Source organism: Variovorax sp. GW821-FHT09B05 (genome assembly GCF_059418265.1).
In genome coordinates this window covers 201,743-228,163 of the sequence record NZ_JBWKPN010000003.1, presented here as the reverse complement: position 1 = coordinate 228,163, position 26,421 = coordinate 201,743, and the positions used below count along the sequence as shown (strand labels likewise).

19 protein-coding genes are annotated in these 26,421 nt (G+C 70.6%); 16 read left to right on the top strand and 3 right to left on the bottom strand.

Translation table 11 applies throughout. From position 1 onward, the window contains the following. The first annotated feature begins 172 nt into the window (after nt 1–172). From AC07RM_RS09450 to AC07RM_RS09400, 11 genes are read left to right on the top strand one after another with little or no spacing between them, the layout of a single operon-like run. Complete coding sequence (locus AC07RM_RS09450; RefSeq protein ID WP_495334288.1) at nt 173–1,039, top strand: type VI secretion system accessory protein TagJ; 867 nt, start codon at nt 173–175, stop codon at nt 1,037–1,039. After that, complete coding sequence (tssE, locus tag AC07RM_RS09445; RefSeq protein WP_495334287.1) at nt 1,039–1,596, top strand: type VI secretion system baseplate subunit TssE; 558 nt, start codon at nt 1,039–1,041, stop codon at nt 1,594–1,596. The genes AC07RM_RS09450 and tssE overlap by 1 nt, the downstream gene beginning before the upstream one ends. Then, nucleotides 1,596–3,476 carry a type VI secretion system baseplate subunit TssF gene (gene tssF / locus AC07RM_RS09440; protein ID WP_495334286.1) on the top strand — a complete coding sequence of 627 codons (1,881 nt, stop codon included), beginning with the start codon at nt 1,596–1,598 and terminating at the stop codon, nt 3,474–3,476. Before tssE ends, tssF begins: the two co-directional genes overlap by 1 nt. After that, the gene (gene tssG, locus AC07RM_RS09435) at nt 3,473–4,657 is read left to right on the top strand and encodes a type VI secretion system baseplate subunit TssG (protein WP_495334285.1); all 1,185 of its coding nucleotides are present in this window, start codon (nt 3,473–3,475) and stop codon (nt 4,655–4,657) included. Before tssF ends, tssG begins: the two co-directional genes overlap by 4 nt. Further along, nucleotides 4,654–7,374, top strand: coding sequence for a type VI secretion system ATPase TssH (gene tssH, locus AC07RM_RS09430; RefSeq protein WP_495334284.1), 2,721 nt, complete (start codon nt 4,654–4,656; stop codon nt 7,372–7,374). Before tssG ends, tssH begins: the two co-directional genes overlap by 4 nt. A gap of 15 nt (nt 7,375–7,389) precedes the next feature. Continuing rightward, the gene (locus AC07RM_RS09425) at nt 7,390–9,783 is read left to right on the top strand and encodes a type VI secretion system Vgr family protein (RefSeq protein WP_398494796.1); all 2,394 of its coding nucleotides are present in this window, start codon (nt 7,390–7,392) and stop codon (nt 9,781–9,783) included. A gap of 14 nt (nt 9,784–9,797) precedes the next feature. Beyond that, the gene (locus tag AC07RM_RS09420; protein ID WP_296798780.1) at nt 9,798–10,259 is read left to right on the top strand and encodes a hypothetical protein; all 462 of its coding nucleotides are present in this window, start codon (nt 9,798–9,800) and stop codon (nt 10,257–10,259) included. Between the two features lie 45 nt (nt 10,260–10,304). Continuing rightward, nucleotides 10,305–12,824: a DUF2169 family type VI secretion system accessory protein gene (locus AC07RM_RS09415; protein WP_495334283.1), complete on the top strand. Its 2,520-nt coding sequence runs from the start codon at nt 10,305–10,307 to the stop codon at nt 12,822–12,824. Next, the gene (locus AC07RM_RS09410; RefSeq protein WP_495334282.1) at nt 12,821–13,870 is read left to right on the top strand and encodes a pentapeptide repeat-containing protein; all 1,050 of its coding nucleotides are present in this window, start codon (nt 12,821–12,823) and stop codon (nt 13,868–13,870) included. Before AC07RM_RS09415 ends, AC07RM_RS09410 begins: the two co-directional genes overlap by 4 nt. Before the next feature lie 43 nt (nt 13,871–13,913). Next, nucleotides 13,914–14,576, top strand: a complete 663-nt coding sequence (locus AC07RM_RS09405) for a DUF3540 domain-containing protein (protein ID WP_495334281.1) — start codon at nt 13,914–13,916, stop codon at nt 14,574–14,576. A 13-nt stretch (nt 14,577–14,589) separates the two neighbouring features. Further along, nucleotides 14,590–14,970 carry a DUF4150 domain-containing protein gene (locus tag AC07RM_RS09400; RefSeq protein ID WP_093343911.1) on the top strand — a complete coding sequence of 127 codons (381 nt, stop codon included), beginning with the start codon at nt 14,590–14,592 and terminating at the stop codon, nt 14,968–14,970. A 25-nt stretch (nt 14,971–14,995) separates the two neighbouring features. Here AC07RM_RS09400 and AC07RM_RS09395 read toward each other — a convergent pair whose 3' ends face one another. The 3 genes from AC07RM_RS09395 to AC07RM_RS09385 are packed head-to-tail and all read right to left on the bottom strand — an operon-like array spanning nt 14,996 to nt 18,437. Then, nucleotides 14,996–15,814 (bottom strand): PP2C family protein-serine/threonine phosphatase, encoded by an 819-nt coding sequence (locus AC07RM_RS09395; protein WP_296774505.1) that lies wholly within the window; start codon nt 15,812–15,814, stop codon nt 14,996–14,998. Beyond that, nucleotides 15,807–17,975: a type VI secretion system-associated FHA domain protein TagH gene (gene tagH / locus AC07RM_RS09390; RefSeq protein WP_495334280.1), complete on the bottom strand. Its 2,169-nt coding sequence runs from the start codon at nt 17,973–17,975 to the stop codon at nt 15,807–15,809. Before tagH ends, AC07RM_RS09395 begins: the two co-directional genes overlap by 8 nt. Before the next feature lie 45 nt (nt 17,976–18,020). Next, the gene (locus AC07RM_RS09385; RefSeq protein ID WP_093343915.1) at nt 18,021–18,437 is read right to left on the bottom strand and encodes a TssQ family T6SS-associated lipoprotein; all 417 of its coding nucleotides are present in this window, start codon (nt 18,435–18,437) and stop codon (nt 18,021–18,023) included. A gap of 124 nt (nt 18,438–18,561) precedes the next feature. On the opposite strand from AC07RM_RS09385, the gene tssJ reads away from it, so the two are divergent. From tssJ to tagF, 5 genes are all read left to right on the top strand, one after another. After that, nucleotides 18,562–19,077 (top strand): type VI secretion system lipoprotein TssJ, encoded by a 516-nt coding sequence (gene tssJ / locus AC07RM_RS09380; RefSeq protein WP_093343917.1) that lies wholly within the window; start codon nt 18,562–18,564, stop codon nt 19,075–19,077. Nucleotides 19,078–19,266: 189 nt separating this feature from the next. Beyond that, nucleotides 19,267–20,649 (top strand): type VI secretion system baseplate subunit TssK, encoded by a 1,383-nt coding sequence (tssK, locus tag AC07RM_RS09375; RefSeq protein ID WP_398494808.1) that lies wholly within the window; start codon nt 19,267–19,269, stop codon nt 20,647–20,649. A gap of 8 nt (nt 20,650–20,657) precedes the next feature. Next, entirely contained in the window at nt 20,658–21,995 is a 1,338-nt protein-coding gene (locus AC07RM_RS09370; protein ID WP_296774708.1) for a DotU family type VI secretion system protein, read from the top strand. 1 nt (nt 21,996) lies between these two features. Next, nucleotides 21,997–25,677: a type VI secretion system membrane subunit TssM gene (gene tssM / locus AC07RM_RS09365; protein ID WP_495334279.1), complete on the top strand. Its 3,681-nt coding sequence runs from the start codon at nt 21,997–21,999 to the stop codon at nt 25,675–25,677. Next, nucleotides 25,659–26,393: a type VI secretion system-associated protein TagF gene (gene tagF, locus AC07RM_RS09360; protein ID WP_371268813.1), complete on the top strand. Its 735-nt coding sequence runs from the start codon at nt 25,659–25,661 to the stop codon at nt 26,391–26,393. The genes tssM and tagF overlap by 19 nt, the downstream gene beginning before the upstream one ends. Nucleotides 26,394–26,421 lie beyond the last annotated feature (28 nt).

Here is a 26,421-nt window from a genome sequence, read left to right as displayed (position 1 = left end):
GAAGGCCGAGCGGCGAAGGCGGCGCATCGCGCCGCCATCCGCGACAGGTCCGCGGCCCCGCGAGGCGGGCGCCGGCGGCCACGAGCGATATCCAACCACCGACCACGGCGGCGGCTCTGGCTTCATCAGGGCCGGGACCGCGCATTGGCGAAACGACAGAGGAAGCTGCTTCATGGGCGATGCGTTTGCAGTGCTGGGCGAGCGCTCGGTGGCCGAGCACACCGAGGGGATACAGCGGCAGATCCGCGCCGATCCCCAGAACGCCAGCCTGCGGCTCGCGCTGTGCCACTTCCTCGCGCTGCGCGGCGAGTGGCAGCGCGCCGAGGACCAGCTCAAGGCGGCCGTCAAGTTCGATCCCTCGTTCACGCCCGCGAGCGCCACCTGCTCGATGGCGCTGGCCGGCGAGCGCCAGCGCAGCGCCTTCTGGGCCGGCGATGCGGCGCGCGCGCCCGCGGTGCTCGGCGACGGCGCGGACTGGGTCGATGCCTTGATCGCGGCCGCCGCGCTGCCGGCCGACCAGGCCGACGAGGCCACCCGGCTGCGCGAGTCGGCGCGCGATGCCACGCCCGCGCTGCGCGGCCTGCTGCAGGCCGTGGACCGATCGGGCGATGCGGCGAGCGAACGCGTCGATGGCGAAGCGCTCGAGCGCATCGACTTCGACTGGCTCTGCGACGGCGACGCGCGCCTGGGCGCCGCGCTCGAGGTCATCACGCCCGCGGGCTATGGCTGGCTGCCGCTGCCCTCGGTGCGCCGCCTGAGCTTCCAGCGGCCGCAGCACCTGGTCGACCTGCTGTGGTCGCCGGTGCAGGTCGAGCTGGCCGATGGCCGCGGCCTGGGCGTGCTGGTGCCGGTGCGCTATGCGGGCGATCTGGCCGCGCTCGAGGACGGCCTCGCGCTCGCGCGCCGCACCGACTGGCTGCCGCTGCCCGGCGAAGCCGCGTTCGCGGGCGCGGGCCAGCGCACCTTGATCAGCGACGCGGGCGACCATGCGCTGCTCGAGCTGCGCACCATCGAATTCACCGCCGGGGAGGCCGCCTGATGGCCACGGCCGGCGCCTCCGTCTGGTCGGGGCCCGATGCCGAGGGCGAGCAGGAGAGCGTCGCGCGCGACCGGCTGCAGCCGGTGCTGCTCGACCGCCTGACCGACAAGCAGCCGAGCAACCGCCAGGAGCGCGCGGGCGCCTTCCTGATGAGCGGCAAGCTGCTGCGCGACTCGGTGCTGCGCGACCTGCAGTGGCTTCTGAACACCACCAACTTCGGCACCGCGCATTCGATCCAGGACCTGCCGCGCGCGCGCCGCTCGGTCGTCAACTACGGCGTGCGCGGCTGGGCCGGCGGGCGCATGTCGGAGGTCGACTTCGCCGACGTCGAGGCCGCCATCCGCACCGCCATCATCGACTTCGAGCCGCGCATCATGAAGGACAGCATCGACGTGCGCTGCGTGACCGACGCCACCGAGCTCGAGCACCACAACCTGCTCGCGCTCGAGATCCGCGGCACGCTGTGGTCGGTGCCCTATCCGATCGAGTTCATCCTGCGCTCGGAGCTGGACCTGGAAAGCGGCCACATGATGCTGCGCCCCACCGGAGGCCTCTGATGGACGCGCGGCTGCTCGACTACTACAACCGCGAACTCACCTACATGCACGAGCTCGGTGCCGAGTTCGCGCAGCGCTATCCGAAGATCGCGGGCCGCCTGGGCATGCGCGGCATCGAGGTCAGCGATCCCTACGTCGAGCGGCTGCTCGAGGGCTTCAGCTTCCTCACCGCGCGCATCCAGCTCAAGATGGACGCGGAGTTCCCGCGCTTCTCGCAGCGGCTGCTCGAGGTGGTCTATCCGAACTTCCTCGCGCCGCTGCCCGCCATGGGCGTGGTGCAGATCGACGGCAACCTCAACGAGGGCTCGCTGAAGGCCGGCTACGAGCTGCCGCGCCACACGATCCTGCGCGGCCGCATGATCAAGGGCGAGCAGACGGCCTGCGAGTTCCGCACCGGCCATGCGGTCACGCTGTGGCCGATCCGCATCGCCGAGGCCAGCCTGGGGCCGGTGCCGGCCGAGATCCTGCATGCGCTGCCGATCGTCGCGCGGCAGGCCAAGAGCGCGATCACGATCAAGCTCGAGGCCGTGGGCGGCGCGCGCTTCGCCGAGATGCCGCTCGATCGGCTCGAGTTCTTCCTCTCGGGCGCCGAGCTGCATGCGCTGCGCGTGCTCGAGCTCGCGGTGCACCACTCGATCGGCACCGTCTGCCGCAGCGGGCCCGGCACCGCGGGGCAGGGCGCGCGCATCGTGCCGCTGGGCGAGGAGGCGATCCGCCACGAGGGCTTCGACCCCGACCAGGCGCTCCTGCCCTACGACGCGCGCTCGTTCCAGGGCTACCGGCTGCTGCACGAGTACTTCGCCTTTCCCGACCGCTACCTGTTCTTCAGCGTCAAAAAGCTGCGTGCCGCGGCCGCGGCGATGAGCGGCACCACGATGGAGATCGTGATCCTGCTCGACCGCGCCGACGGCGACCTCGAGCGGCTGATCGACGCGCGCCAGTTCTCGCTGTTCTGCACGCCGATCGTCAACCTGGTGCCGCGCCGCAGCGACCGCATCCCGGTGGGCCCGGGCCAGCACGAGCACCATGCGGTGATCGACCGCACGCGGCCGCGCGACTTCGAGATCTTCACCGTCGAGCGCGTGGTCGGCCACATGAGCAACGGCTCCGAGGAGCGCGAGTTCCGGCCCTTCCTCGGCTCCTTCGCCTCCGACGACGGCGACTTCGGCGCCTACTTCTCGGTGCGGCGCGAACCGCGGCTGGTGTCGGACCGCGCACGCGCGCAGGGCACGCGCACCAGCTACACCGGCAGCGAGGTCTACGTCTCGCTGGTGGACCAGCACGACGCGCCCTTTCCACACAGCCTGCGCCACATCACGCTCGATGCGCTGTGCACCAACCGCGACCTGCCGCTGCTGCTGCCCACCGGGCTGGAGTCGGACTTCACGCTGCGCGTGTCGGCACCGGTGCGCGCGATCCGCATCCTGCGCGGGCCCTCGCGGCCCTACCCGGCGCTGGCCGAGGGCGCGCTGACCTGGCGCCTCATCAGCCACCTGGGCCTCAACTACCTGAGCCTCACTGACGTCGATGCCGACCAGGGCGCGGCCGCGCTGCGCGAGATGCTCGACCTCTACGGCAACCTCGCCGATCCCGCGGTGCGCCGGCAGATCCAGGGCGTGCGCTCGATGAAGCTGGCGCCGGTGTTCCGCCGCCTGCCCGAGCCGGGCCCGATCGTCTTCGGCCGCGGCGTGGAGATCGCGCTGAAGCTCGACGAGACCGCGTTCTCGGGTGCGAGCCCGTACCTGTTCGGCGCCGTGCTCGAACAGTTCTTCAGCCGCCACGTGTCGCTCAACGCCTTCACCGAGTTCGCGCTGGCCAGCCTGCAGCGCGGCGAGATCGCGCGCTGGACGCCGCGCATCGGACGCCGCCCCGCCGTATGAACAGCACCACCGACCTCCGCGAGGACACGGACGCCGCGCAACAGGCGCCGGCGAGCGACGCGGCGGATCGGGCGGTCGACCACGAGGCACGGTCCGAGGCCGCGCCGCCGCCCGCGCGCGGCCTGCCGCAGGTCGATCCGGCGCTGTGGGCCGGCCTGGTCGAGCAGCCCTTCGAGCACGACCTCTTCATGCTGCTGCGCCGGCTCGACGCGCACGGCGACCATCCGCTGCTGGGCCGCGCGCCGCGCCCGCTCGACGAGCCGCTGCGCCTCGGGCAGGAGCCCTCGATGGCCTTCGCGCCCTCGAACGTCTCGGGCGTGGACGACAGCCGCGACGGCCCGCCGCAGATCTCGATCTACGGCTTCGGCCTGTTCGGCCCCAACGGTCCGCTGCCGCTGCACCTGACCGAGTACGCGCGCGAGCGCAAGCGGCACCACAACGACCACACGCTCAGTGCCTTCGCCGACCTGTTCCACCACCGGCTGATCCTGCTGTTCTACCGTGCCTGGGCCGATGCGCAGTCGGTCAACAGCCTCGACCGGCCCGACGGCCACCGCTTCGTCGAGTACGTCGCGAGCCTCATGAACATGGGCCAGCCCGGCCTGAAGGAACGCGACCGCATCGCCGACCATGCGCGCACCCACATGGCGGGCCACCTGGTGCGCCAGACGCGCAACCCCGAGGGCCTGATCCAGATCCTGCGCCTGTACTTCGACCTGCCGGTGCGCGTCGAGGAGTTCGTGAGCGACTGGGTGACCATCGACGAACCGCAGGTCAGCCGCATCGGCCTGTTCGGGCGCAACCACCGGCTCGGTGCCGGCGCCACCATCGGCCTTGCCGTGCGCGATGCGCAGAGCAAGTTCCGCCTCGAGCTCGGGCCGCTCACGCTCGAGCAGTACCGCGCCTTCCTGCCGGGCAGCCAGCGGCTGCAGCAGGTGGTCGACTGGGTGCGCCAGTACGTCGGCATCGAATTCGCGTGGGAGCTGCGGCTCGTGCTGCGCAAGGAGGAGGCCGGCGGCATGCAGCTCAACGGCGGCCAGCGCCTGGGCTGGGGCAGCTGGCTCGGCACCCGCCTGTCCGACAGCGACGCCGGCGACCTGGTGTTCGCGCCCGAGACCCTGCATTCGCGTTCCGCAGCCACCGCTTCCCACACCTCCGCTTCCTTCACCCAGGCCTCATGACCGACATCCGCCGCGTCTCGCTGTTCTCCAAGCTCAACCCGATGCTCTACAAGGCATTGGAGACCGCCACCGCCTTCGCCAAGTTGCGCGGCAATGCCTACGTCGAACTCGTGCACTGGCTGCACCAGATCCTGCAGCTGCAGGACAGCGACCTGCTGCGCATCGTCAAGCGCGCCGGCCTCAACCTCGACGCGGTCGAGCAGGACCTGGTGCGCGCGCTCGACCGGCTGCCGCACGGCGCGACCTCGATCAGCGACATCTCCGAACACGTCGACAGCGCGGTCGAGCGGGCCTGGGTCTATGCGAGCCTGCGCTTCGAGGCGACCTCGATCCGCGGCGCCTACCTGCTCGCGGGCATCGTCAAGACGCCGGGGCTGCGCCAGGTGCTCTCGGGCATCTCGCGCGAGTTCGACAAGCTGGTGCCCGACGTGCTGATCGCGCAACTGCCGGCCTGGACCGAAGGCTCGCCCGAGGACGACTACGACATCGCGGCCGAACCGGTGGCCGGCGGCGCGCCGGCGCCGGCCGGTGCCGCACCGCAGGCCGCGGGCGGCTCGGCGCTGGCCAAGTACGCGAGCGACCTCACGGCCAAGGCGCGCGCGGGCGAGCTCGATCCGGTCTACGGCCGCGACGACGAGATCCGCCAGATCGTCGACATCCTGATGCGGCGGCGCCAGAACAATCCGCTGCTCACGGGCGAGGCCGGCGTGGGCAAGACCGCGGTGGTCGAGGGCCTGGCGCAGCGCCTGGCCGCGGGCGACGTGCCGCCCTCGCTGCGCGAGGTCTCGCTGTGGGTGCTCGATCCCACGCTGCTGCAGGCCGGCGCGGGCGTCAAGGGCGAGTTCGAGCAGCGGCTGCGCCAGGTCATCGACGAGGTCGAGAAGAGCCCGAAGCCCATCGTGCTGTTCGTCGACGAGGTCCACACGCTGGTGGGCGCGGGCGGCACCGCCGGCACCGGCGACGCCGCCAACCTGCTGAAGCCCGCGCTCGCGCGCGGCCGGCTGCGCACCATCGGCGCCACCACCTGGTCGGAGTACAAGAAGTACATCGAGAAGGACCCGGCGCTCACGCGGCGCTTCCAGACCATCCAGGTGCAGGAGCCGACCGAGCCCAAGGCCGTGATCATGCTGCGCGGCATCTCCGCCGAGCTCGAGAAGCACCACGGCGTGCTGATCCTCGACGCCGCGCTCGAGGCCGCCGTGAGCCTGTCGCACCGATACATTCCCGCGCGCCAGCTGCCCGACAAGGCCGTGAGCCTGCTCGACACCGCCTGCGCGCGCGTGGCGCTGAGCCAGCATGCGCTGCCGGCCGCGCTCGAGGACCTGCAGCGGCGCATCGAGGTGCTGGGCATCGAATCGGGCATCGCGCAGCGCGAGGCCGCGATCGGCGTGGGCGAGGCGCAGCGCGTGCAGGACATCGCGGCGCAGGTCGATGCCGCCAAGGCCGAGCTCGCGACGCTCGAGCAAAGGCGCACCGAGGAGGCCGAGCTGGTCGAGCGCATCGTGGCGCTGCGCCGTCGGCTCTCGCCGGCGGCGGTGCCGGTGCAGGCTGAAGAGGTCGCCGAAGACGGCGATGAAGAAAGCGAAGAAGAGGCGGCGCCCGCCGAGCCGCCGGCCTCGCCCGAGCAGATGCGCGCCGAGCTCGACGCGGCGCAGCGCAAGCTCTCGCAGCTGCAGGGCGAATCGCCGCTGATCCTCGCCGCGGTCGACGCGCAGGCCGTGGCCACGGTGGTGGCCGACTGGACCGGCATCCCGATCGGGCGCATGGTGCGCGACGATGCGCAGTCGGTGCTGCGGCTCGGCGAGATCCTGTCGCAGCGCGTGGTCGCGCAGACCGATGCGCTCGACACCATCGCGCGGCGCATCCGCACCGCGCGCGCGCGACTGGACAACCCCAACAAGCCGGTCGGCGTGTTCCTGCTGTGCGGCCCCTCGGGCGTGGGCAAGACCGAGACCGCGCTCGCGCTGTCGGAGGCGCTCTACGGCGGCGAGCAGAACCTCGTCACCATCAACATGAGCGAGTTCCAGGAGTCGCATACCGTCTCCACGCTCAAGGGCGCGCCGCCCGGCTACGTGGGCTACGGCGAAGGCGGCGTGCTGACCGAGGCGGTGCGCCGGCGGCCCTACAGCGTGGTGCTGCTCGACGAGATCGAGAAGGCCCACCCCGACGTGCACGAGATCTTCTTCCAGGTCTTCGACAAGGGCTGGATGGAGGACGGCGAGGGCCGCCACATCGACTTCCGCAACACCGTGATCATCATGACCTCGAACGTCGGCACCGACCTGGTCATGCAGCTGTGCGAGGACCCGGTGCTGCGCCCCGACCCCGAGCCGCTGGCGCAGGCGCTGCGCGAGCCGCTGCTCAAGGTGTTCGCGCCCGCGCTGCTCGGGCGGCTGGTGGTGGTGCCCTACTACCCGCTGCATGCCGATGCGCTGCACCGCATCATCCGGCTGCAGCTCGACCGCGTGGCCGCGCGGCTGCAGGCCAACCACGGCATTGCCCTGGGTTACACCGACAGCGCCGTGGCGCTGGTGGCGCGCCGGTGCACGGCCATCGAGTCGGGCGGACGGATGATCGATGCGATCCTCACGCACACCATCCTGCCGCGATTGAGCGAGGAAGTCATCGGCGCCACGGTCAGTGCGCGCAAGCTCGCGGGCGTCGAACTCTCGGCGCAGGGCGACGACTTCCACTACGAATTTTCCGAAGCCAGCTAAGCGAAGGGAGTTGCCATGGCCCGTGTCGTCACCGCCCACACACCGCTCGCAGAAGACCAGCTGCTGTTCCGCTCGATGCACGGCAGCGAGGGCCTGTCCCAGCTGTTCGAGTTCGAGGTCGACCTGCTGAGTCCGAACACCTCGGTCGACATGAAGGCCATGCTCGGCAAGCCGCTCACGCTCGAGATCCGCACGCTCACCGGCACGCCGCGCTACCTCAACGGCCAGATCACGCGCTTCACGCTGGTCGGGCGCGACGCGGCCTCGTCGCGCTACATGGTGTACCGCGCCTCGGTGCGGCCGTGGCTGTGGTATCTCACGCGCACCAGCGACTGCAAGATCTTCCAGAACAAGTCGGTGGTCGAGATCCTCGAGGAGGTGCTCGGCGAGTACGGCTTCGCGCTCGAGAAGAAGCTCACGGCCTCGTACCGGCAATGGGACTACTGCGTGCAGTACCAGGAAACCGACTTCGCGTTCGTGAGCCGGCTCATGGAGCACGAGGGCATCTACTACTTCTTCAAGCACGAGAAGAACCAGCACACGCTGGTGCTGGCCGACGACATGAGCGCACACGAGACGCTGCCCGAGTACCCGAGGATCAGCTACGTCTCGACCGACCGCGTGGGCGATCCGGGCCGCGAGGCCATCGACCAGTGGGAGGTGACCGAGGAGATCCGTCCCGGCACCTACGTGGTCGACGACTTCGACTTCAAGAAGCCCAAGGCCGACCTGCTCACCACGCGCAGCCAGCCGCGCGGCAACGACCACGGCCAGTACGAGATGTACGAATGGCTCGGCGGCTACAGCGACGCCGGCCAGGGCGAGCACTACGCGCGCATCCGGCTCGAGGAGGCGCAGGCCCAGGCCGAGCTCGACATCGGGCACGCCACCGTGCGCGGCATGGCGCCCGGCTACCGCTTCACGATGCAGAACGCGCCGCGCGACGAGGACAACCGCGAATACCTGATCGTCTCGGTGCTCTACAACCTGCGCGAGGGCGGCTACGCCTCGGGCAACGGCGACGGCGACTACGGCTTCCAGTTCGGCGTGCAGCCGACCTCGTTCCCCTACCGCGCGCCGCGCGTGACGCGCATCCCGACCACCAACGGGCCGCAGACCGCCACCGTGGTGGGGCCGGCCGGCGAGGACATCTGGATCGACAAGTACGGCCGCGTGAAGGTGCAGTTCCGCTGGGACCGCTACGGCCAGCGCAACGAGGACAGCTCGTGCTGGGTGCGCGTGTCGAGCGCCTGGGCCGGCTCGAACTTCGGCGCGGTCAACCATCCGCGCATCGGCCAGGAGGTGGTGGTCGACTTCATCGCCGGCTGCCCCGATCGGCCGCTGATCATCGGCCGCGTCTACAACGCCGACCAGATGCCGCCGCTCGAGCTGCCGGCCAAGGCCACGGTCAGCGGCTTCATCAGCCGCACCCTCAAGGGCAACGGCGAGCTGGCCAACCACTTCGTGATCGACGACGACCCGAGCAACGAGTCGATCAAGATCCATGCGCAGAAGGATTTCGTCATCGAGGTCGAGAACGACGAGACCCACACGGTGGACGGCAACCGCACCACCCACGTCCAGAAGAACGACGAGCTGACCGTGGACCAGGCGCGGACCACCACGGTCAACGAGGGCCTCGACCACGCGATCTACAAGTCGGGCTCGAAGCTCGAGGTGACGAAGAAGACCGAGCACTTCTTCAACAACAGCATCGAGATCACGACCAAGGAAGGCGCCAAGGAAACGGTCGAGACCGGGCGCTCCGAGGTGCACGTGATGGCCGACCTGCGGCAGGAGACCTTCGACCAGGCGCTGCACGTGGACGTGAAGGAGGGGATGATCGAGCACGTCAAGACCGGCGACTCCAGGCTGGAGACCTGGACCGGCAAGCGCTTCGAGAGCTACAAGACCGGGTGGGAGCGCGACATCCTGAGCGGCGGCGGCAAGGACACGATCAAGGACGGCCTCACGGAGACGATCTCGACCGGCAACCACACCTCCACCGTCTCGGCCGGCGACTACAAGGGCTGGGCCAAGAACGTGTCGATCGAGGCCGAGACCGACTTCAACGTCAAGGCCAAGAAGATCCTGCTGCATTCGACCGAGAAGCACACCAACAAGTACGACGGCAGCATCGAGACCGTGGCCGGCGGCAGCGCCACCACCAAGGCCTCGAGCTACATCCGCTCGCAGGCGCCGCTGCTGTTCTCGATCGCCTTCGTGAACTCCTTCACCTACGCCTCGCTGTCGGAGACCTTCAACCTGGCCTCCACCAACATCGGCGGCGCGAGCTTCGACATCAAGGCCTACCGCTGGTCGAACCGCGCGCTGAACCAGAAGACCGAAACCAAGATCTCGATCGGCCCGATCTACGTGGACATCAAGATCCTGGTGCTGATCATGTGATGGCAGCGACCGCCATGCCCCGCCGACGTTGGATCCGGGTCCTGGGTGCCGTGCTGGTGGCCGCGGGCCTGGTGCCGATGTTGGTGCCGCTGGAAACCTTCCCGATGTGGCTGGCGCTGCCCTGCATCGCGCTGATGTTCGCGGGCTCGGCGCTGCTGTGCGGTGCCTGGGAGCTGCTCGAGATCCGCCGCCGCGAGGCACGCAGCCGCGGCTTCGACGCGCAGGCGCAGGGCGTGATCGTCGGCAGCGAGATCGGCGATGCCTACAGCGATACCAGCCCGCTGATGAACCTCACCGTGCGCTTCGCCGACCGCGGCGGCATCGAGCGCCAGGTCGGCGTGCAGCAGGTGGTGATGCTCAACGAGCTGCCGCTGTACGCGGTGGGCCGCCCGGTGCTCGTGCGCTTCGCCTCCGCCTCGCCCGCCACCGACCTCGTGATCTCGCCGATCGCCGGGCCGGCCGGCTTTTCCTTCTGATCCCGCGCCGGCATCGCGCGCAGCCTTCCCTTCCGAAGCCGACCCTTGAAGATCGTCAAGCCCTTTCGCCTCAGCCTGCTCACCCGCCCCTATCGCTGGCGCTCCGGCAACCACCTCGGCATCGCCGTGCTGGCCTGCGCCAGCCTGGAGGCCGAGCCGCGGCTGCAGCCCGAGCAGGAGCTCTGGCAGATGGCGGGCCAGGTGCTCGACCCCGGCAGCGTGCTCGACATGAGCATGCCCAAGGGCGAGGCCGAGGTGCTGGCCAGCGGCTTCGCCTACACCGCGCACCAGGAGGACAAGACGCGCTGCGCGGCGCGGCTGCGCGTGGGCACGGTCGATCGTTCGCTGGCCGTGTTCGGTGACCGCTTCTGGCTCGGCGGCCACATCACCGAGCCGGCCGCGTTCGAGCGGATGCCGCTCGACTGGCGCCATGCCTTCGGCGGCCCCGACGTGCCCGAGAATCCGCTGGGTCTGGGCACGGTCGACGAGCTCGTCAACGGCGTACCGACCTGCCGGCTGCCCAACGTCGAGGTGGTGGGGCAGCAGATCCAGCGCCGCGGGCAGCGGCCGCGGCCGGCCTCGTTCTCGGGCTTGCTGCCCGATGCGCCGCAGCGCATGGCGCTGGTCGGCACGCGCTACGACGACGCCTGGCTGCAGAACGGCTTCCCGGGTTTCGCCGACGACCTCGACTGGCGCTTCTTCAATGCGGCCGGCCCCGAGCAGCGCTTCGGCCAGCCGGCGCTGCCCGCGGGCGCGCCCTACGAGATCTGGAACATGCACCCGAGCATCCCGGTGCTGCGCGGCCACCTGCCGCCGTGGCAGGCCGTGTGCCACCTCAACTTCGACCAGGAGGTCGGCGCGCTGCGCCGGGTCGAGCTCGGGCTCAGCACCGCCTGGTTCTTTCCCGACCGCGAGCGCGTGGTGCTGGTGTGGCACGGCTCGACGCCGATCCGCGAGGACGACGCGGCCGACGTGAAGCACATCATGCCGTCGCTCGAACTGCCCGATGCGCCGCGCACGGACGCGCACTACGCTGACGTGCTGCGCAAGCGCATCGATCCGGAGAAGAGCGCTGTCCACGTGCTGCGCGACAGCGACCTGGTGCCGCGCGCGCTGCTCGCGGAGTGGACCGCGATGCGCATGCCCGACACCCTGGCCGAACCCTTGCCGCGCAACCTGCAGGCCGGCATGCGCCGGCACCACGAGCAGCAGCGCGCCGAGCTGCTCGCGCAGGGGCTCGACCCCGCCGAGTACCTCGCGCCGCTGCCGGTGCCCGAGGTGCTGCCGGGCTTCGACGACCTGCCCGAGTACCTCGAGCGTGCCGAGGCGCAGGCGCAGCAGGCGCGCGAACGGCTCGAGGGCGAGGCGGCGCGCGTCGAGGCCGAGCGCGCGACGGCACCCCAGGCGCCGGTGCCGTCGGCCTTCGAGGAGGACGAGCAAGGCCAGGCCGACGATGACGCCGACCCGCCGCTGGAGACCGATCCGCTGAAGCTGCAGGGCCGCCTGTACTCGGCGCACCTGGCGCCCGAGGCTCCGCGCGTGACCAGCTTCCGCGCCGCCAAGCTGCGGCGCCGGCTGGAAGCGGCCGCGCCCGAGGCGCGCCGCTTCTCGAAGATGAACCTCACGGGCGCCGACCTCTCGGGCATGGACCTGCGCGGCGCCGACTTCAGCCACGCGGTGCTGGCTGATGCGAACCTGCAGGGCGCCAACCTCGAGGGCTGCGACTTCACCGAAGCCGTGCTCGCGCGCGCGCTGCTGACCGGCACGTTGCTGGCGGGCAGCCGGCTCGACAAGGCCAACCTCGGCGGCGCGCACCTGCAGGACTGCGACCTCTCGTCGGCCAGCCTGCGGGAGACCCTGTGCCACGGCACGCGCTTCACGGGCTGCAACCTGCGCGGCGCGCAGCTCGACCAGACCCAGCTGCACGAGACCGAGATGGTGGAATGCGCCATGCAGTCCTCGCGCTGGACGCAGGTCGCGCTGCGCCGCATGACGCTGCGCGACCTGGTGCTGGACCAGGCCGAGCTCAACCAGGTGCTGCTGCTCGAATGCAGCCTGGAGCGCGTGTCGCTGAATGCCGCGCGGCTGGTGCGCTGCGGCTTCGTCACGGTCCGGCTGGTGGCGCAGGTCGATCTCTCGCATGCGCGCTTCGATGCCTGCAGCATCGCGCTGGGCAGCGTGTTCGCGGGCGTGACGGCGGTGGGCGCCTTCATGAAGCAGTGCGGCATGCGCGGCACCTCCTTCGCGGGCGCGGACCTGAGCGCGGTGCGGCTGGAGAACTGCGACCTGTCGGAATGTGACCTGTCGGACGCGCGGCTCGACGGCTTCGTCGCGGGCGAGAGCCTGTTCGTGCGCGCCAACCTCGCGCGCGCCTCGCTGCGCGGGGCCAACCTGATCGACGCCAACTTCTCGAAGTCGAACCTGCTGGGCTGCGACCTGCGCGAGGCCAACCTGTTCCGCGCCGACGTGTCGCAGGCCTTCATCGATGCCACCACGCTGCTCGAGGACGCCTACACGCAGCATGCCAAGGTCTGGCCGCGGCGCGATCCGGAGGCCACGCCATGACCCTCGACGAACTGCTCGATGCGGTGCGCCACGGCGTGCAGCTCCAGGGCCTCGACTGCCGCGGCTGGGACCTGCGCGGGCTCGACCTGTCGGGCGCGCTGTGGGACCGCATCGACTTCACCGGTGCTGATTTCCGCGGCGCCGACCTCTCGGGCGGCATCCTCAGCCATTGCACGATGGCGGACTGCGATTTCGCGGGCGCCAAGGGCGGGCAGCTGCAGCTGTTCCGCGGGCGTTTGGAGCGCGCGAACTTCTCGGGCGCCCTGCTCGAGCAGGCCGGGTTCGTCGAGTCGCACCTGGCGCTCGCGCGCTTCGACGACGCGGTGCTCGACCGCGTCACCTTCTTCCGCTGCGACCTGTCCGAGGCCTCGCTGCGCACCCGGCGCATGGCGCAGGCCACCGTCACGGAATCGAACCTGGCGCGCAGCGACTTCACCGGCGCCAGCCTGCAGTCCGTGACGATGTTCAAGCTCGACCTGCGCAGCACCGTCTTCGCGCAGTTCCAGGGCGATGGCGTGGTGTTCCTCGAATGCGAGCTCGCGCGCCAGCAGTTCGCCGGGCTCGTGCTGCCGCGCTGCCAGTTCACCGACTCGCGGCTCGACGAGGTCGACTTCCGCGAGGCCACGCTGACGCAGAGCAACTTCAAGGGCGCCTCGCTGCGCGGCGCGCGCTTCGGCGGGGCCGAGGCCTGCATGACGATCTTCGCGGAGGCCGACCTGGCCGGCGCCGACTGCGGCGCGGGGCGCTTCGACCAGTCGCTGTGGGTGGATGCCACGCTCGAGGGCGTGAACTTCGCGCAGGCGCGGCTGCCGCTCGCCGTCTTCCACCGTGCGCGCTGCCGGGGCGCGAGCTTCGCGCAGGCCGGGCTGGAGGACGCCGACTTCTCCTATGCCGACCTCACGGACGCGGACCTCGTCGATGCCCGCTTCCTGCGCACCCGCCTGCACCGCGCCATCCAGCAGGGCACCCGTTTCTCCAGGCGCGGCGGCATCATCGAAAACGACCCGGACCTGCACCGCGCGCAGTCGTGGTCCGACGCCCGCTGATGCCGCGCCATCGTTTCATCCGAGCTCGAAAAGGGAAATCACCATGAACGTCGTTCCGTTGCGCGTCGCCTCCGACGCCTCGTCCCCGGTTCATTCGATCGGCACGGTTCGCAGCCTGCTGGCCGACGGGCAGTTCGCCATCGAGGACGAGGCCGGCGGCCTGCGCACCTGCCGCCGCGCGGCCAGCTGCCTGCTCAAGCCGCAGCTCGGCGACACCGTGCTGGTCTCGGGGCCGGACGCCTACCGCGTGTTCCTGATCGCGGTGCTCGAGCAGGCCGATGCCGCCGTCAGCCGCATCGAGGTCGACGGCGCGCTGGTGCTCGGCGGCAACGCGCACCCGGTCGCGATCGAGAGCGAGGGCGAGGTGCGGCTGCGCAGCGGCACGCGGCTCGCCATGAGCGCCGAGCAGTGGTCGATGCAGGCCAACAGGGCCGACTGCCGCACCGACGCGCTGCGCCTCACGGCGAAGGAGGTCGAGGCGACCACCGGCACGGCGAAGCTGTTCGGCAAGGTCTTCGAGACCGTGGCCGACCGCATCGTGCAGATGGCGCGCAACACGCTGCGCATCGTCGACGAGATGGATCAGTCCCGCGTGCGCCACCTCGACTGCAAGGCCAGCGAGACGGTGCGCATCCACGGCCGGCACACGACCGTCACCGGGCAGGACCTGGTGAAGGTCGATGCCGCGCAGATCCACATGGGTTGAGGAGGGAGGCCGCATGTTCGCCAATTGCCAGCTGTTCGGGATGGACCTCGCGTTCCCCGACGTGTGCCGCACGCCGGTGCCCATTCCCTTTCCCAACATGGCGTTGGGGCCGATGGCCATTCCCAATGCCTGGAACATCCTGTTCATGGGCATGCCGGCCCACAACATGGCGACCGTCACGCCGATCACGCTCGGCGACCAGCCCGGGGTGCTCGGCGGCATGATCTCGCAGACCTTCATGCAGCAGTCGCGCCACCTGACGGGCGCCTTCACGGTGCTGCTCAAGGGCACGCCCGCCACGCGCGTCACCAGCATCACGCTGCAGAACCGCTGCAACATCGTCGGCATGCGGCTGGTGCCGAGCCAGCTCAAGGTGCTGGTGCTCGCGGCCTGAAGCGGCCGGGCCTCGCGCCCAGCGCTCAGCGCGGCGTGGCGGTGCCCGCCAGCGTCACCTGCTGCGGAAAGCCCACCCACACCGCGAGCGCCGAGAAGTTGTCGCGCGACTCGTCGGCCTTGGCCTCGGCCGCGCGGCGCAGCAGCGCGAGCCATTCCTCGGCGCTGTCGGCCAGCTGCAGCGAGCGCTCCATGACCTGCTGCGAGATCAGTTGCCACAGCCCGTCGGTGCACAGCAGGAAGGCATCGCCGTCGGCCAGCCGCTGCGTGCCCGAGACGGTGGCCTCGGCGCGCTCGCGCGCGCCCAGCGCGCGGTAGAGCAGGTTGCTCTGGATCAGCGCCTGCGCGCCGTTGGCGGGCACGGCCTCGCCCTGCGCCATGCCCTCGCGCGAGCGCTGCGACAGGCTGTGGTCCTCGGTGCGTTCCATCAGCACGCCGCGACGGAACCAGTAGAGGCGGCTGTCGCCCACGTGGGCCCAGCGCGCCTGGCCGTTGCTGCGGTCGACGAACAGCGAGACGAAGGTCGCGCTCATCTTCCCCTGCTCGGCCTGCGCGCGCTGGCGCGCGAGGATCGCGTCGTTGGCGCGCGTCACGCACTGCTGGATGTCCTCGGCGGCCACCGAGGGGTTGGCGACGAAGGCATTGAGCGCGGTGTCGACCGCGGTGCGTGCGGCCTGCTCGCCGCCGGCATTGCCGCCCACGCCGTCGCTCACGACGAAGCAGCCGAACCAGTCGTCGAGGTGGTAGCCGATCGCATCCTGGTTGCCGCTGCGCTCGCCCACGCAGGAGAACTGCGACGTGGACAGCGGGACGGCGAACGGGGTCGTGCGGGTCGCTTCAAGCACGGCGTGCCTCCTTCAATCGTTCCATTTCCCGGTCGTAGGCCTGCTGGAAGGCCCGGCCGAACACGGCCTGGAAGTCGTCCTCGACGGCGGCCGTGGTCTCGGCATGCAGCTGCTGCAGCTGGCGCCACAGGCGCGCCTCGCGCCCGCCGGGCAGCAGCTTCTCGCCGAGGCCGCCGTCGTGCGGCGTGTCCTTCTTGAGCGCCTCGGGGTCGAAGCGCTGCAGCACCATCAGCAGCGCGGCGCGCATGCCCGCGACCATGCCGAGCTGGTGCGACTGCAGGTCGCCGAGCGCGTCGTGCACCGCGGCCTCGGGCGGCAGGAAGCCCGGCATGCGCGCGCCGAACATCTGCATCAGCACCGCGCGGCCGTTGGGCAGGATCTTGAACGGGTTGTTCTCCTCGTCCACGATCATCGTGATCTCGGCGCGCACCTCGCGCTTGAGCATCGCGCGCGAGGACAGCAGTTCGATGGTGCCGTCGGTGAAGGCCCGCATCAGCCGGCCGAGCCGGCGCATCATCTCGGCATCGAGCTGCTGCTGGCCCGCGACATCGGGCACGCCGGCGCCGTCGAGGAAGGCGCGGAACAGCGCCTCGCAGGAGGCCGCGGGCAGCGCGGGCGCGGTGTCGGCGGCGGGGCTCGGGGGCGCAACCACGGCGACCGGTTCGGGGTTCGCCTTCGGAGCGGCGACTTCGACAGGCACCTCGAGCACGGCCGGCGCGGGTGCCATCACGGGCGCCGCCACCGGGGCCATGGTCGAGAGCGCCGCCGGCAGCGGTGCTTCGGCGGGCGTGGCGGGTGCGCGCGTCGGCATCGACGCGAGCGCGGCCTCGACGGGCGCGCCCTGCATCGATGCGGTGGGCGGCGCGGCGACCGGCGCCGCGGGCGCTGCCTCGCGCACGGGCTCGGGCTCGACCATGCGCGCGGGCGGCTGCGCCACGGGCAGCGGCATCGGCGTCGGCGGACGGAACTGGCCCGACACCTCGCGCGCATGGTTCGACTGGCTGTAGCCCGGCACCGTCGGTCGCTTCTCGAGCAGGTCCATCGCGGGATGCACGTCCTCGAGCGCGGGCGCATGCGTCAGCGCGGTGGGGCGCGGATCGGACAGCGGCGAGGGCGCGTGCTGGTCGGCCGCGAACAGCGACAGCGGATCGATGCCGCGCTTGAGCGCGAAGTCGGACACGTCGGTGGTGGCGCCGGGATTGAGCTGCGCCAGCGGATCGGCCGGGTTCCTGCGCGCCTGCGAGGGCAGCTCGAAGGGCTCGTGCGCGAACGGGTCGGGCATGGGCTCGGGCGTGCTGTCGACGCGGCGCGGCGCATTGGCGAGGATCGCGTCCCAGTCGGCGGCGGTGGGCATGGCCGAGCGCGCGGCCGGTGCCGGTGCGGGCACCGCGAAGGGCGACGGCGTTGCGGCGGGCGGAGGCGCGAACGCGGGGGGCGGCGCCGGCGCGAAGACCGGTGCGGCCACGGGCGCGGGCGCAGGCGGCCGCTGCACCGGTGGCGGCACCGGTTGCGGCGCGGGCACCTCGCGCGGCGGCGCGGCATGCGTGTCGCCGATCGGCAGCGCGCCCGCGCCGAACAGGTCGGCGAACACATCGGACACCGGTGCCTGCGGCAGCAGCGCATCGAGCGGCGCTGCCGCGGGCATCGGTGATGGATGGGCCGGTGCGGGCGGTGGCATCGATGTCGGCAGCGACGCGGCCTGAGCGCCGAAGTCCGGTGTCGATGCGATGCGCGAGCTCACGGGCGCCGACGCCAGGCGCGAACTCGCGGGCTCGATCGCGGGGGGCCATGCGATGGTGGGCTCGGCGGCCGCGATCGATGGCGCCGCGCGGCTCGTGGCTGCTGCACTCGCGGGCGCGGCCTCGAGCACGTAGCTGCCGATGGTCACGCGATCGCCCTCGGCGATCGGCGACTCCTGGTCGTGCCGCAGCGTCTGTCCGTTCACGCTGATCGGCAGCACCGCGCTCATGTTGCGCAGCACCGCGCGGCCTTCGTCGTCGAAGCGCACCGTGGCCTGCAGGCGCGAGATCTGCCGCTGTTCGTCGGGCAGCACGAGGTGGTTGTCGGGGCTGCGGCCGATGGTGCCGCCCGGGGCCGCGAGCAGGGCCGACGGGCCCGCGGCCACCGGCCTGCCCGCATGTTCGATCACCGTCCAACGCATGGCATCTCCCAATTCATGACACGGGCTCCTGGCGTGGGAGACCCGTCAGCGCTTCATCTTCTTGGCGGCTTCGAACGCGGGGCCCCACACGGGATGCTTGCGCTCGGCGATGCTGAGATCGAAGGAGGGGAAGGCGTCGAGGATCTTGAGGAACTGCGTGCGGCACTCGGGCAGCTGGTTGGCCACGCAGTAGCTGAAGGCCTCGAGCTTCATCGCGGCGAGCCGCGTGGTGGGCTCGGCTGCATCGAACACCGACACGCCGCCGCTCTTGAGCGTGGAGATGGCCTTCGCGTAGTCGCCGTCGTCATAGGCCTGCTGCGCGCGTTCGAGCGTGGTGCGCGCGACCTGCTGGCTCAGGCGTTCGGGTTGCGGCGGGCCTGGATCGACGGGGGCCTTCGGCGTGGTGTCGCAGCCTGCGATCAGAAAGAGCGGGATCAACAGAGCGCACAGCAATGACTTCAATCTTCTCTCCTGCCTTGCAAAGTTAAGCCTGGATACTGTGCCGCATCGATATGACGGCACGTCGGCCGACATCGGCCCTGCATGACGTCTCGATACTATAGGTGCGAACTTCGATGGAGAACCCATGCATCGACGAACCCTGTTGCGAAGTGCGATCGTGACGTCGCCATGGCTCGCCGGACTCGGCGGCTGTGCATCGACGGCCAAGTCCATGCCCACGCCCTACGCGGTGTCGATCAAGGTCGACGACGGCGTCAATCCCGATGGCCGCGGGCAGGCCGCGCCGATCCTCGTGAAGGTCTTCGAACTCAAGTCCTCGGGCAACTTCGAAACGGCTGACTACTTTGCACTGCAGGACCGCGATCGCGAGACGCTCGCGGCCGAACTCGTGAATGCCGACCAGGCCATTCTGCGCAGCGGCGAGGAGCGCACATTCAAGCGCGAGGCCGGCCTCGATTCGCGCGCCATCGGCGTGATCGCGGGCTACCGCAAGCTCGAGAACGCACGCTGGCGCCTCGTGCTGCCGCTCAAGGAGCCCAAGCAGACGAACCTCTACAAGGTCTGGCAGTTCTCTCCGAGTGAACAAAAGGTTCGCATCGTGATCCGCAAGAGCGGTATCGAACTGTTGCCGACTACGTGATTTCGTAGCACTTGCACGAACGCCCTAGTACGAAAGTGCGCCGCACGTAGGCCGACACCTCGACGCTGCAAAAACGGTGCAAATCGTAAACATCGCCGTGTAGCATCGACACGCATTGCGCCCATGCAGGGAGGCCGTCGCGACGATGGACCGCCCGCACGACAGTGGCCGCACTCCAGGAGGTTTTCTTTGGTGACAGTTCGCAATCCGGGCGCCATCAGCAGAACGGGCGCCCATCCGCAGGCATTGGCGAATCGCGTGGTGTGGTCCGAGGGCATGTACCTGCGGCCGCAGCACTTCCAGCAACTGGAGCGCTATGTCGAGCAGTACGTGACGCGCCGCACCGCGGGGCTGCAGGGTGCGTACTGGGGCTGGCTGCACCTGGACATCGATCGCGATGCGCATGCGCTGGGCCGCGTCTCGCTGCTCGGCGGCGCGGGCGTGATGCCCGATGGCACGCCGTTCTCCTTCGGCGTCGAGGACGCACCCGTTCCCTACGACGTGCCCGGCGACCTGACCGACGAGCTCGTGGTGCTCGCGCTGCCGCTGCGCCGGCCCGGAGGCGAGGAGGTCATCTTCGCGGAGGACACGACCTCGGCCGCGCGCTTCCACGTGGTCGAGCGCGAAGTCGCCGATGGCAACGCAGTTGCATTGGGACCGGCGGTGCTGCAGCTTGCGGCGCCGCGGCTGCGGCTGGTGCGCGCCTCGTCGCTGACCGCGGAGTGGCAGGCGATCGGCGCGCTGCGCGTGATCGAGCGCCGCACCGACCACAAGCTGGTGATCGACGCGAACTACATCCCGCCGGTGCTCGACGTGTCGGCGCAGCCGATGCTGCGCAGCATGGTGGCCGAGCTGCACGGCCTGCTCACGCAGCGTTCCGAGGCGCTGGCCTCGCGGCTCTCGCAGCCGGGGCGCGGCGGCGTCAGCGAGGTGTCCGACTTCCTGCTGCTCGAGCTCGTGAACCGCTACCTCGCGCTCACCTGGCATGCGCAGCAGGCGGTGCAGGTGCATCCCGAGGAACTGTTCATCGACTGGTTCAAGCTCGCCTGCCACCTGGCCACGCACACCTCGCCCACGCGGCGGCCCGTGGTGTGGCCGGTGTACGACCACGACAACCTCAACGAGAGCATCCGCCCGCTGATGGAGGAGCTGCGCCGCTCGCTGTCGGCGGTGCTCGAGCAGAGCGCGATCGCGATCGAGCTCGAGGAACGCAGCCACGGCGTGCGCGTGGGCCGCATGCCCGACCCGGTGCTGGTGCGCAACGCGGGCTTCGTGCTCGCGGTGCATGCCGACCTGCCGGCCGATGCGATCCAGCAGCGCTTCCCCACGCAGGTGAAGATCGGCTCGGTCGAGCGCATCCGCGACCTGGTACAGCTGCAGCTGCCGGGCGTGACCGTGCGGCCGCTGCCGGTGGCGCCGCGGCAGATTCCCTACAACGCGGGCTACCACTACTTCGAGCTCGACAAGAGCGGCGACATGTGGCGCCAGCTCGAGAAGTCGGGCGGCGTGGCCATGCACCTGGCCGGCGAGTTCCCCGGCCTGGCCATGGAGTTCTGGGCCATCCGTCCGTGAGCGATCGCATGAACGGCATCAACGACGTGGCCGTCGGGCCGGGCGGCTTCGTGCCGCCGAATCCGGGCGGCGGCAGCAACGCGGGCAACAACCCGCTGAACGCGCCGCGCGGCCTCGGCGAGCAGCCGCAGGCCTTCACCGCCTTCCACGACACGCGGCGCCCGCATGCGGGCGACACCGCGCTGGCCGGCAACAACCCGCTGGTGGCCGCCGCCAACCCGCTGCTCGACCTGATCCCGCAGATCCGCGCCACCGGCCACCACGATTCGCCCGCGCAGCTGCGCGAGCACCTGGTCGACGAGGTGCGCCGCTTCGAGACGCGCGCGCAGCACAGCGGCATCTCGCCCGAGGTCATCATCGGCGCGCGCTACTGCCTGTGCACCGCCGTCGACGAGGCGGCCGCGCTCACGCCCTGGGGCGGCAGCATCTGGTCCTCGCAGAGCCTGCTGGTGATGTTCCACAACGAGACCTGGGGCGGCGAGAAGTTCTTCCAGCTGCTCTCGCGCCTGGTGCAGAACCCGCAGCAGCACCTGCACCTGATCGAGCTGATCTACTTCTGCCTCGCGATGGGCTTCGAGGGGCGCTTCCGCGTCATCGACAACGGCCGCTCGCAGCTCGAGACCCTCAAGCAGCGCCTGCTGCAGATCATCCGCCAGACGCGCGGCGAGATCGCCGTGCCGCTGTCGCCGCACTGGCAGGACACCAGCGCGCCGGTGCGCCGCACGCGCAACTGGCTGCCGGTGTGGGCCGTGGGCGCGGTGGCAGCGGTGCTGCTGATGATCGCCTTCGCGCTCCTGACCTTCAACCTCGGCGGCACCTCCGACGGCGCCTTCTCCGCGATCAACGCGGTGCGCCTGCCGCAGACGCAGCGCGCGGTGGCACAGCCCGCGCCGCAACCGCGGCTGCAGCGCTTCCTCGAGGCCGAGATCCGCGAGGGCCTGGTCAGCGTGCGCGACGAGGCCGACCGCAGCGTGGTGATCCTGCGCGGCGACGGCCTGTTCGCCTCGGGCGCCGACAAGGTGCTCGACCGCTACGTGCCGGTGCTCAACCGCGTGGCCGAGGCGCTCAACGCGGTCGATGGCAGCGTGCTGATCAACGGCTACTCCGACGACCAGCCGATCCGCAGCGTGCGCTTCCCGTCGAACTGGCACCTGTCGCAGGCGCGGGCCGACTCGGTGCGCAAGATGATCGGCGCGCGCATGACGCGCCCCGACCGGCTGCGCGCCGAGGGCCGCGGCGATGCCGACCCGATCGTGCCGAACGACTCGCCGGCCAACCGCGCGCGCAACCGCCGCGTGGAAGTGACCTTGCTGGTCGCGCCGGTGGCACCGCAGGGAGGACGCTGAGATGCTGCGCGCGTTCTTCCGTTTCCTCGTCAGCCGCGACCTCTGGGTCTTCTTCGGCCTGGTCGCGCTGGCCTTCCTGATCTGGATCATCGGCCCGGTGATCGCGGTCGGCCGCTACCGGCCGCTCGAGAGCGAGTTCGTGCGCATCGTCGTGATCGCGCTGATGTTCGCGATCTGGCTGGTGCGCGTGGCCTACCGCAAGTGGCGCGAGCGCCGCCTCAACGCGCAGCTGCTGAACCAGCTGCGCACGCCCTCCAAGAAGGAGAAGGAGGCCAAGCCCGAGGAGGCGCCCGAGATCAAGGAGCTGCAGACCGGCTTCAACGACGCCACCTCGATCCTGCGCAACATGCGCTTCGGGCCGGGCGAGGAGGGCAAGGCCGCGGGCCGCTTCTCGGTCTTCGACCGCCAGTACCTCTACCAGCTGCCCTGGTACATCTTCATCGGCGCGCCGGGCTCGGGCAAGACCACGGCGCTGGTCAACTCCGACCTCGACTTCCCGCTCGCCGACCAGCTCGGCAAGGCCGCGGTGCGCGGCATCGGCGGCACGCGCAACTGCGACTGGTGGTTCACCAACGACGCGGTGCTGATCGACACGGCCGGGCGCTACACCACGCACGAGAGCAACCGCGAGACCGACGAAGGCGAGTGGAAGGGCTTCCTCGAGCTGCTCAAGAAGTTCCGTCCGCGCCAGCCGATCAACGGTGCGATCCTCACCATCAGCATCGCCGACCTGCCGCTGGCCGACGACGCGCAGCGCGCGCGTCACGCGATGGCGCTGCGCAAGCGGCTGCTCGAGCTGCGCAACGACCTGGGCATCAACTTCCCGGTCTACGTGATGGTGACCAAGGCCGACCTGCTGGCCGGCTTCAACGAGTACTTCGGCGGCCTGAGCCGCGCCGAGCGCGCGCAGGTCTGGGGCTTCACCTTCCCGATCGACGCGAGCGCCGCCAGCGCCAAGCCCGCCAAGGGCGACCAGCGCGCGGGCACCGCCACCACGCTCGAGGGCAGCGACCTGCGCGAGCGCTTCCAGCAGGAGTACCGGCTGCTGCACCAGCGGCTCGACGAGCGCCTGCCCGAGCTGCTGGCCGCCGAGCCCGACCCGATGCGCCGCGCGCAGGCCTACCTGCTGCCGCAGCAGTTCGCGAGCTTCGAGGACATCCTCGGCACCTTCCTGGCCGACGTCTTCAACCCGTCGAAGTTCGAGACCGCGCCGATGCTGCGCGGCGTCTACTTCACCAGCGGAACGCAGGAGGGCACGGCCTTCGACCGCGTGATGGGCGCGATCAAGCGCTACCTGCAGGTCAACGCGCCGCCGGCGCCGCCGCCGGGCCCGGGCAAGAGCTACTTCCTCAAGGAGCTGCTGCAGCAGGTGATCTTCCGCGACGCGGGCGTGGCCGGCACCAACCTGCGCTGGTACCGGCGCAAGCGCGCGGCCGACCTGGTGGGCTACAGCGTGATCGGCGTGCTGCTGGTGGCGCTGCTGGGCGCTTGCGTCAACAGCTGGCACAACAACAAGGAGTACGTGGCCGAGGTCGACGGCAACGCGAAGTCCTTCAACCGCGCCGCGGCGCGCGGCGAGCTGCCGACCGTGGTCGACTCGAGCGGCGACCTCGCGAGTTCGCTCTTGATCCTCGACCGGCTGCGCGACCTGCCGAAGTCGGAGAAGTTCGACATCGGCGATCCGCCACTGGGCTACCGCTTCGGCCTCTACCAGGGCGAGAAGCTGCAGGCCGCGACCGATGGCGTCTACCAGCGCGCGCTCGAGAGCGTGCTGCTGCCGCAGGCCGCGCAGCGCGTGGAGCAGTCGCTGCGCGAGGCCTCGAAGAACAACCCCGAGTACAGCTACGAGGCGCTCAAGGCCTACCTGATGCTGTACGACGCCGAGCGCTACGACGCCGACTTCCTGCAGGCCTGGCTGCTGACCGACGTGGACCGCAAGGTCGGCGCCGCGCTCACGCGCGAGCAGCGCACCAACCTCGAGTCGCACCTGAAGGCGCTGTTCGGTGGCCGCGTCGTGAGCTCGCCGTTCGCGAAGGACGAGCGCCTGATCACCGAGACGCGCGAGCGCCTCGCGGGCGTGCCGCTGGCGCAGCGCTCGTACGCGCGGCTGCGCCGCATCCTGCTGCAGACCAGCCAGCCCAATGCCTTCACCATCGCCGAGGCCGGTGGCGCCGAGTCGGCGCTGGTGGTGCGGCGCGCCAGCGGCAAGCCGCTGACCGACGGCATCCCCACGCTGTTCACCTACCGCGGCTACTGGGACATCTTCGACAAGCGCATGGCCGAGACCACGCTCGCGCTCGAGCAGGAGGACCGCTGGGTGCTGCAGATCCGCGCGCCCGGCATCACCGACATCACCTCGCGCGAGCTGCTGCTGCGCGAGGTGCGCCGGCTCTATCTCACCGACTACATCCGGGTCTGGGACGACTACCTGGCCGACATCCGGCTGGCCGACAGCCGCTCGCTGTTGCAGAGCATCCAGATGACGCGCGTGCTCTCGACCTCGGAGTCGCCGATGTCGCGCATCATCCGCGGCGCCGCGCGCGAGACCGACCTGCTGCGCAACCACGACGAGGCCGCGCGCAGCCTGCTCGACCAGGCGCAGAACCGCGTGCAGACCACGCGCGAGCGCATCGAGCAGCTCATCGGCCAGCCCGACGGCAGCCAGCGCCGCAACACCGTGCCCGACCGGCCCGAGTCGCTGGTGGACAACCACTTCGAGCCGCTGCGCCGCATGGTGACCGCGCCCAAGCAGGGCGGGCAGGCACCGATCGATGCCACCGCCGCGTTGATCAACGAGCTCTACAACTACCTCACGGCCACCGACACCGCGCTGCGCAGCGGCAACATCCCGCCGACCAGCGACGCCGTGACCAAGGTGCAGGCCGAGGCCGGCCGCATGCCGGTGCCGTTCCAGGGCATGCTCAACGACCTCTCGGCCACCGCCTCGTCGAAGGCGGCCGCGGTCACGCGCCAGAACATCGGGCAGAACGCGGCCGCCACCATCGGCAACTTCTGCAACCAGGCGATCGCGGGCCGCTATCCGTTCTCGCGCGGCTCCAGCCGCGACGTGGCCGCGGGCGACTTCGCCAACCTGTTCGCGCCGGGCGGGATGATGGACGACTTCTTCCAGAAGAACCTCATGACGCAGGTCGACACCTCGAGCAACCCGTGGACCTGGAAGCGCGGCGTCGACGGCAGTGCCTCGGGCCGCTCGGCCTACCTCGATGCGTTCCAGAAGGCGCAGGCGATCCGCGACGTGTTCTTCTCGGGCATGGCGGGCGGGCGCACGCCCTCGTTCTCGATCGACATCCGGCCCGAGGACATGGACGCCGGCCTCACGCAGATGACGCTGGACATCGACGGCCAGACGGTGCGCTACGCGCACGGGCCGCAGGCGCCCACCACCGTCAAGTGGCCCGGTCCGCGCAACAGCAACCAGGTGCGGCTGCAGGTCACGACCTCGAGCGGCACGCCGGCCGGCGGCATCGTCACCGAGGGCCCGTGGGCGCTGCACCGGCTGTTCGACAAGGCCTCGATCTCGCCGGGCGGCTCGAGCGAATCGTTCAATGCCAGCTTCGACCTGCAGGGCCGCAAGGTGGTGCTCAACGTGACCGCCAACAGCGTCTACAACCCGCTGCGGCTGTCGCAGATGAGCGGCTTCTCGTGCCCGGGGCGCTCGTGACGAACCCCGGCGCGGCGGCGCAGCCGGCCTGGGTGCCGGGCGACGAGCAGGTCGGCTGGTACGGCAAGCTGCCCGCGGCCGGCGACTTCCTGCACCGGCGCATGTCGCGCGAGCTGCAGGCCTGGTGGGATCGCTGGATGCAGAACGGCCTGGGTGCCTTCAAGCGCTGGCCCGATGCCATGACGCGCCACTACGCGGTGGCGCCGGTGTGGAACTTCGCGATCCCCGCCACCCAGGGCGTGAACGCGGTGCAGTTCGGTTGCATCGCGCCGAGCTGCGACCGCGTGGGCCGCTACTACCCGGTGTGCGTGAGCCTGCAGGTGGATGCGCGCGCCTACCGGCCCGCGGTGCTCGAAGGCGCGGCCGCCTGGTACTGGCGCTGCGGCAACGCCATGCTGCAGGCGATCCGCCATGGCGTGGCGCCCGAGCAGTTCGACGCGCAGGTGCTGGCCGCGGGCCATGGCGGCTTCCAGCCGGCCAGTGGCGGCTCGGACGACATTCTTTCGATCCTCGGGCCTACGTCGGCGGGCGAGGGCGCCCAGCAGCGGCTGGGCTGGCCGGAGCTTCCACTGTGCTTCGACGCGTTCGGAAGCACGAGCTACTGGTGGACCAACCAGGCCGACGGCTCGCCGCTGCGGACCGCGGCGCATGGCGGCGGGCTCAACACGCCGCTGTTCTCGAAGCTTTTTTCCCAGGGGCACGTGCCATGGGCGTGAGAGTCCCGATGCATGAGGAGGAACAAGA